Source organism: Pseudomonas meliae (genome assembly GCF_001400515.1).
Taxonomy (GTDB): Bacteria; Pseudomonadota; Gammaproteobacteria; order Pseudomonadales; family Pseudomonadaceae; genus Aquipseudomonas; species Aquipseudomonas amygdali.
Window position 1 is genome coordinate 1,420 of the sequence record NZ_LJQT01000287.1, and the last position, 3,250, is coordinate 4,669.

Sequence of the window (3,250 nt, forward strand, 5' to 3'; positions counted from 1 at the left end):
TGCTGGCGCGTTGGCGGTCTTGCCAGAGGGTCAGCAGTTTGCCGACTTCCTCCAGCGAGAACCCCAGGTCTCTCGAGCGTTTGATGAACGCCAGCGTGTGTAAATCGTCGGCGCTGTACAGGCGATAGCCACTGTCGCTGCGATGTGCCGCTTGCAGCAGACCGATGGACTCGTAGTAGCGGATCATCTTCGCGCTCAAGCCACTGCTTTTCGCCGCCTGACCGATGTTCATGGCGTGTCCTCCAGATCACGTGGTTTCCAGGTTTTCAGCAGCAGCGCATTGCTCACCACGCTGACACTGGACAGCGCCATGGCCGCGCCAGCCAGTACCGGGTTGAGGTAGCCCAGCGCCGCGAGGGGAATACCGATCAGGTTGTAGACGAATGCCCAGAACAGGTTCTGACGGATCTTTGCGTAGGTCCGTCGGCTGATGTCCAGCGCCGCTGGAACCAGTCGCGGGTCGCCGCGCATCAGGGTGATGCCTGCTGCATGCATCGCGACGTCCGTTCCGCCGCCCATCGCAATACCCACATCCGCAGCCGCCAGCGCCGGTGCATCGTTGATGCCGTCACCGACCATGGCAACCACATGATGGTTTTTCAGCTGGGTGACGGTGGCCGTCTTGTCGGCAGGCAGCACTTCGGCATGTACATCGTGTATCCCCAAGGCCTTGGCGACTACTTGAGCGCTGCCACGGTTATCGCCGGTCAGCAGATGGCTGGTAATGCCGCATGCGTTCAGCGCCCTGATCGCCTGATCCGTTCCGGGCTTGAGTGTGTCACCAAAGGCAAACATGCCGATGACCTTCGGCTCCGGGGCCTGCTCGATCAGCCAGGACAGCGTTCGCCCTTCGGCTTCCCAGATACGCGCAGATTCGGCCAGTTCGCCGATGGGCAGGCCGCTTTCATCCAGTAGGCGTCGATTGCCCAGCGCCAGCTCCCGGCCCTGAACGGTGCCCGCTATGCCCCGGCCGCTGAGGGCATGACTGTTTTCGGCTGCATCGAGCTTGAGTTGCCATTCATGACACACATCGAGCACCGCCCTGGCCAATGGGTGTTCACTGCCGCGTTGCAGTGCGCCCGCCAGTTGCAACAGGTGTTCTTCATTGCCCGACACCGCACTCATGTTGGTGATGCGCGGCGCGCCCGCGGTCAGCGTGCCGGTCTTGTCGAATACCACGGCATCCACAGCGTGGGCGCGCTCCAGTGCCTCTGCATCCTTGATCAGAATGCCGTAGCGCGCCGCCACGCCGGTTCCGGCCATAATCGCTGTAGGTGTCGCAAGGCCCAGAGAGCAGGGGCAGGCAATCACCAATACAGCGACCGCATTGATCAGCGCCACTTCAAGCGTGGCTCCAGCCAGCAGCCAGCCTGCCAGCGTGAAAAAGGCAATCCCCAGTACAGTGGGTACAAACACCTGGCTGACTTTATCCACCAGTTTCTGGATCGGGGCCTTGCCCGCCTGAGCGTCTTCGACCAGCCGAATGATGCGTGCCAGAACGGTTTCCGCGCCCAGCGCTGTAGTTCTCACCAGCAACTGGCCCTCGCCGTTGATGGCCCCGCCCGTGATCTTGTCTCCCGCCTGCTTGGCCACCGGCAGGCTTTCACCGGTAATCAGCGCTTCGTCGGCATGGCTGCTGCCTTCGACCACTTCGCCGTCCACAGGAAACCGTTCGCCAGGTTTGACCAGCACTTGATCGCCAAGCTGCAGTGAGCTGATCGCGACGTCCTGCTCGAGGCCGTCGACCACGCGCAGCGCGCGTTCCGGGCGTAGTGCCTCGAGGGCACGAATGGCGCTGGCCGTCTGACGCTTGGCGCGGCTTTCCAGGTATTTGCCCAACAGCACCAGCGCGATAACCACCGCCGATGCTTCGAAATACAGATGCGGCGTGGTGCCGGGTGCAGCACTCAGCCATTGATAGACGCTCAAGCCGTAGCCCGCGCTGGTGCCGATGGCGACCAGCAGGTCCATATTGCCTGCGCCGGCGCGCACGGCCTTCCAGGCGGCCAGATAAAAACGCGCGCCCAGAACGAATTGCACCGGTGTCGCCAGCGCGAATTGCGCCCAGGCGGGCAGCATCCAGTGCACGCCCAGCGGCGTCAGTAACATTGGCGCGATCAACGGCAGTGCCAGCGCGATGGCCAACAGCAGGGCCCATCGTTCGTTGTGCAGGTGGCGTGCTTTCTGGTCAGCTTCGGCGTGGCGATCCTCAACCAGCGTCGCGCTGTAACCGGCACGGCTGACGGCGTCGATTAGGGTTTGCGGATCGGTCTGGGCTGCGGTGTCTACATGGGCGCGTTCATTGGCCAGGTTGACCGTCACGCTGTTGACCCCCGGCGCTTTGGCCAGAGCACGCTCGACCCGACCCGCGCAACTGGCGCAGGTCATGCCGCTGATCGGCAGGTCGAAGGTGGTGGTTTGTTGCATGTGAATCACTCCCTGAGGCTGGATACCTGCAAGGATCAACCTTGCCACATGGGCAAGGTCAAGCGCGAATCAATAGTTAAGGTCGGCTTTCTTGAGGTACATGCCGTTCAGGTCCGCGGCGATACGGTATTTGAGGATATCGCCCGAGCGGAGCTGGATCTTGGTGCTGCGCGGCGCTTCCATTCCCGGTTCGCAGCCCACCACGGTGCCCCGCAGGGTGCTCAGTCTTATCGACACTTCACCGGGAGGCAGGTTGAAAGACACCGAGTCCTCCTGAAAAAGCCTTCCGGCCAGGCGGTCCTGCACATAGATGCCGATCTCACAGGAGGTCGCGACTTCCAGGCGCTCTCGGGAAATGATCAGGATGCCGTAATCCTGATCGGCCTGAGTGGCGGGTGCGATAGCCAAGAAACCGAGAATGCTGAAGAGGCTCACTGCTGACCAGCGCATCGCTGATACTCCTGATGTAAACGTTGATGAGTCAGCTTGGCTCACGATCAGCTCGAATACCAGCCCGGCAGCGATAACAGAAACTTGACCTTGCCACGATGACAAGGTTGAAGATGCTCGCTATCCATCAATGAGGGAGTGACACCATGCAGTTATTCAATGTTCAAGGCATGACCTGCGGGCACTGTGTTCGCGCGGTGACTCAAGCGATCAAGAACGATGACCCAGGCGCTGATGTTCAGATTGAACTGGCCAGCAAGCAGGTGAAGGTGCAAAGCAGTCTGTCACCCGAGCAGATCGTCAGGTTGATCAGCGAAGAGGGTTATCAGGCGCAGCCGGCATGACGCGGGTCAGGGGAGACTGTCAGAAATTT

Annotated in this window: 3 protein-coding genes and 1 pseudogene (1 of these 4 cut by a window edge); 1 reads left to right on the top strand and 3 read right to left on the bottom strand. The window is 61.2% G+C overall.

Annotated elements, in window-relative coordinates:
- The 3 genes and pseudogenes from cueR to ALO64_RS13375 all read right to left on the bottom strand — a co-directional run.
- A pseudogene (gene cueR, locus ALO64_RS13365) lies at positions 1-232 on the bottom strand (Cu(I)-responsive transcriptional regulator) (it extends 193 nt beyond the left edge of the window).
- Positions 229-2,427: a heavy metal translocating P-type ATPase gene (locus ALO64_RS13370; RefSeq protein ID WP_044345591.1), complete on the bottom strand. Its 2,199-nt coding sequence runs from the start codon at positions 2,425-2,427 to the stop codon at positions 229-231. The pseudogene cueR and the gene ALO64_RS13370 overlap by 4 nt, the downstream one beginning before the upstream one ends.
- Positions 2,428-2,496: 69 nt before the next feature.
- Positions 2,497-2,877 carry a hypothetical protein gene (locus tag ALO64_RS13375; protein WP_002555530.1) on the bottom strand — a complete coding sequence of 127 codons (381 nt, stop codon included), beginning with the start codon at positions 2,875-2,877 and terminating at the stop codon, positions 2,497-2,499.
- 146 nt (positions 2,878-3,023) lie between these two features.
- On the opposite strand from ALO64_RS13375, the gene ALO64_RS13380 reads away from it, so the two are divergent.
- A complete protein-coding gene (locus ALO64_RS13380) occupies positions 3,024-3,221 on the top strand; it encodes a heavy-metal-associated domain-containing protein (protein ID WP_002555529.1) in 198 nt (65 codons plus the stop codon).
- Positions 3,222-3,250 lie beyond the last annotated feature (29 nt).

Coding starts and splice junctions, on each gene's coding strand:
- ALO64_RS13370 (WP_044345591.1), bottom strand. CDS start 2,427: ATGCAACAAACCACCACCTTCGACCTGCCGATCAGCGGCATGACCTGC.
- ALO64_RS13375 (WP_002555530.1), bottom strand. CDS start 2,877: ATGCGCTGGTCAGCAGTGAGCCTCTTCAGCATTCTCGGTTTCTTGGCT.
- ALO64_RS13380 (WP_002555529.1), top strand. CDS start 3,024: ATGCAGTTATTCAATGTTCAAGGCATGACCTGCGGGCACTGTGTTCGC.